The organism is Streptomyces sp. NPDC060027, assembly GCF_042737005.1.
In the GTDB taxonomy this organism is placed as follows: Bacteria; Actinomycetota; Actinomycetes; order Streptomycetales; family Streptomycetaceae; genus Streptomyces.
Genome location: NZ_JBHWVI010000399.1, coordinates 1 through 3,805, shown reverse-complemented (window position 1 = coordinate 3,805; position 3,805 = coordinate 1). Strand labels below are relative to the sequence as shown.

Here is a 3,805-nt window from a genome sequence, read left to right as displayed (position 1 = left end):
CGCCCTCGGCCCAGCCCGTACCGTCCGCACCGGCCGCGAACGCCTTGCACCGGCCGTCCGCCGACAAGCCCCGCTGACGGCTGAACTCCACGAACACGGACGGGCCTGCCATCACCGTGACGCCGCCGACGAGGGCCATCGAGCACTCACCGCTCCGCAGGGCCTGCGCGGCAAGGTGGAGTGCCACGAGCGACGACGAGCACGCCGTGTCGACCGTGACCGCCGGCCCCTCGAGCCCGAACGTGTACGAAACACGCCCCGAAGCGACGCTGCCCGCGCTGCCGTTGACGAGGTAGCCCTCCAGCCCTGCCGGCGAGGTGTGCACGCGGCCGCCGTAGTCGTGGTACATCACGCCGGCGAAGACACCGGTCCTGCTGCCCCGTACCGTCGCCGGGTCGATCCCGGCCCGCTCGAACGCCTCCCACGACGTCTCCAGCAGCAACCGCTGCTGCGGGTCCATCGCCAGCGCCTCACGCGGCGAGATCCCGAAGAACTCGGCGTCGAAGTCCGCCGCGTCGTGCAGGAAGCCACCCTCTCGGGTGTAGCTGGTGCCCCACTGGTCGGGGTTCGGGTCGTAGAGCCGCTCCACGTCCCAGCCGCGGTCCTCGGGGAAGCCCGACACGGCGTCGCCGCCGGAGGACACCAGCTGCCACAGGTCCTCGGGCGACTGCACGCCGCCGGGGTAGCGGCAGGCCATCCCCACGATCGCGATCGGCTCGTCCGCCGTTCCGGTGGGCGTGGAGAGGGTCGCCGGCACGACTGCCGCCGCCTCGCCGGCGCCTGCGGCTTCGGCGGTGAGGAAGCGGGCGAGGGCAAGCGGGTTCGGGTGGTCGAAGACCAGGGTGGCGGGCAGGCGCATACCGACGGCCGAGTTGAGCCGGTTGCGCAGTTCGACGGCGGTCAGCGAGTCGAACCCGATGTCCTTGAACGAGTCGTCCGCGCCGACCGACTGTGCGGCGGCGTGCCCGAGCACGGCGGCGACCTGGGTACGCACCAGGTCCAGCACCACGTGCTCGCGCTCGGCTTCCGGCAGCCCGGCCAGCCGCTGACCCAGCGATCCCTTCGGCGCGGTCCGCGCCGTGCGCCGATCCGGCGCGACCCGCACCAGTCCGCGCAGGACAGGCGGCACGGGCTGCCCCGGTCCGTCACGGAAGGCGGACGTGTCGAGCCGGATCGGGGCGACTGCCGCCCGATCGACGGCCAGTGCCGCGTCGAACATCCGCAGGCCGTCCGTCGGCGGGATCGCGGCGAGGCCCATCCGCTTGATGCGGGTGAGATCGGTGTGGTCGAGGCTGCCGGTCATGGCGCTCTCGCTGTCCTGCGCCCACAGGCCCCAGGCCAGCGACGTGGCCCGCAGGCCCACGGAACGGCGGTGCTCGGCGAGGGCGTCGAGGAAGGTGTTGGCAGCGGCGTAGTTCGCCTGGCCGGGCGTGCCGAGGGTGCCCGCCACCGAGGAGAAGAGCACGAACGCGGACAGGTCGCCGGACAGCTCGCCCGCCAGGTCGTGCAGGTTCAGCGCCGCGTCCACCTTCGGACGGAACACGGCGTCCAGCCGCTCGGGGGTCAGTGAGCCGATGATTCCGTCGTCCAGGACGCCGGCGGTGTGGACGATCGCGGACAGGCTCTGCCCGGGGCCGGTCAGGAGTGCACGCACGGCGTCGCGGTCGGCGACATCACACGCGGCCCAGGTGACGTCGGCGCCGTTCGCGGTCAGCTCGGCGGTGAGTTCGGCCGCGCCGGGTGCGTCGCCGCCGCGGCGGCTGACGAGCAGCAGACTGCGGACGCCGTGCTCGACGACCAGGTGCCGGGCGAACAGTCCGCCCAGCCCGCCCGACGCGCCGGTCAACAGAACGGTGCCGGAGCCGAGGCCGGGCAGCTCCGGCTCCGCGTTCGGCGCGGCGACGCGGACCAGTCTCGGCACCCGGACCTCGTCGTCCGGGTGCACCGCGGCCTGCGGCTCACCCGACGCGATCAGGCCGGGCAGCAAGCGGGCAAGACGGGTGCCGTCAGCACCGCTGACGACGTCGGCACGGGCATCACCGGCGGTCTCCACCAGCACGATGCGGTCGGGGTTCTCGGTCTGCGCCGAGCGCACCAGTCCGCGGACCGCCGACTGGGCGAGGTCTCCCGTACGCGTCACCAGCACCAGGCGCGCCGGACGTTCCTCGGCAAGCCACCACTGCACCAGCTCCAGCACGGCGTGGGTGACCTCACGGATCCGGGTGGCCATGTCCGCACCGGTCCCGGTCGGGCAGGGCACGACCACGGCATCGGCGACGGCTGCGGCATCGCTGTCCGCCGGCGAGTCAGTGGAACGGAGCGCGGCGAGATCCTCGTACGTCTCGATCCTCATGCCGTCCGGCGCGGACGGCAGGCCGAACGGCGTCCACTCCAGGCCGAAGACCGCGTCGTCGCTGCCGGAACCGGCGCGCAACTGGTCGGCGGGTGCCGAGCGCAGCGTCAGCGAGTCGACCTGCGCGACCGGTTCACCGGTGCCGTCGGCCAGTACCAGCGACACCGTGGAGGTGCCGGTGCCGACGCGCGAGACCTTCACCCGCAGGTCGGAGGCTCCGGCAGCCGCCAGGCGCACGCCGCTCCAGGCGAACGGCAGCAGTCCGTTCCCCGTCCCCGCCTCAGGCTCGACCGCGCCCAGCCAGACGGAGTGCAGGGCGGCGTCGAACAGGGCGGGGTGCAGTCCGTACTTCCCGGCGTCCGTCCGCTCCGTGCCGGACAGCTCCACCTCGGCGAAGAAGTCGTCCCCGCTCCGCCACGCGGTACGCAGCCCCTGGAAGACGGGGCCGTAGTCGAGCGCCATGTCGGCGAGGCGGTCGTAGAACCCGTCGACGTCGACCGGCTCCGCACCCACGGGCGGCCACGCGGTGAGCGAGCCGTCCGCGGGCCCTCCTGTGGCGACGGTCAGCGAGCCGGAGGCGTGCCGGACCCATACCCGTTCGAAGTCGTCCTCGTGGGCGTACACGTCCCCGTCGTCGATCCGCGAGTGCACGGTCAGCGGCCTGCGGCCCGAGCCGTCGTCGGCGCCGACGCGCACCTGCAGGGCGACGCCGCCGCGCTCGGGCACGAGCAGCGGTGTCTCCAATGTCAGCTCTTCCAACAGGTCGCAGCCCACGGCGTCGGCAGCGGTGATCGCCAGCTCGACGAACGCGGTTCCCGGCAGGAGCGCGACCCCGCTGACGGCGTGGTCCACCAGCCACGGGTGCGTGTGCGTCGAGAGCCGCCCGGTGAGCAGGTGTCCGTCGCCGTCGGCCAGCGGCACGGCGGCGCCGAGGAGCGGGTGACCGGCTTCGCCCTGCCCCACCGCGCGCAGGTCACCGGCCGAGGCGGGGGCATCGAGCCAGTAGCGCTCGCGCTGGAAGGCGTAGGTGGGCAGGGTGACGCGCCGGGCGCCCGGGAAGAAGGCGTGCCAGTCCACTTCGGCACCGCTGACGTGCAGTTCGGCGAGCGCGGTCACGACGGCCTGCCGCTCGGGACGGTCGGCCCGGAGCACGGGAACGGTCACGATGTCGTCCGCACAGCCCTGCGCCATGCCGCTCAGCACACCGCCCGGACCGATCTCCACGAACGTGCTCACACCCAGATCACCCAGAGTCTCGATGCCGTCGGCGAAACGCACCGCCTCACGCACGTGCCGCACCCAGTACTCCGGGGTGTACGCCTCGGCCAGGCGACCGGTGAGGTTCGAAACCACCGGAATCCGCGGCTCACCGTAGGACAGCCCGCGAACGACCTCCGCGAACTCCTCCAGCATCGGATCCATCAACGGCGAATGGAACGCGTGACTGACCTT

Annotated in this window: 1 protein-coding gene; it reads right to left on the bottom strand. The window is 73.0% G+C overall.

Features of this window, described 5'->3' with window-relative positions:
- Positions 1–3,805 (bottom strand): SDR family NAD(P)-dependent oxidoreductase (locus tag ACFWBT_RS42240; RefSeq protein WP_385709922.1); only part of this gene is annotated, 3,805 nt, incomplete at both ends.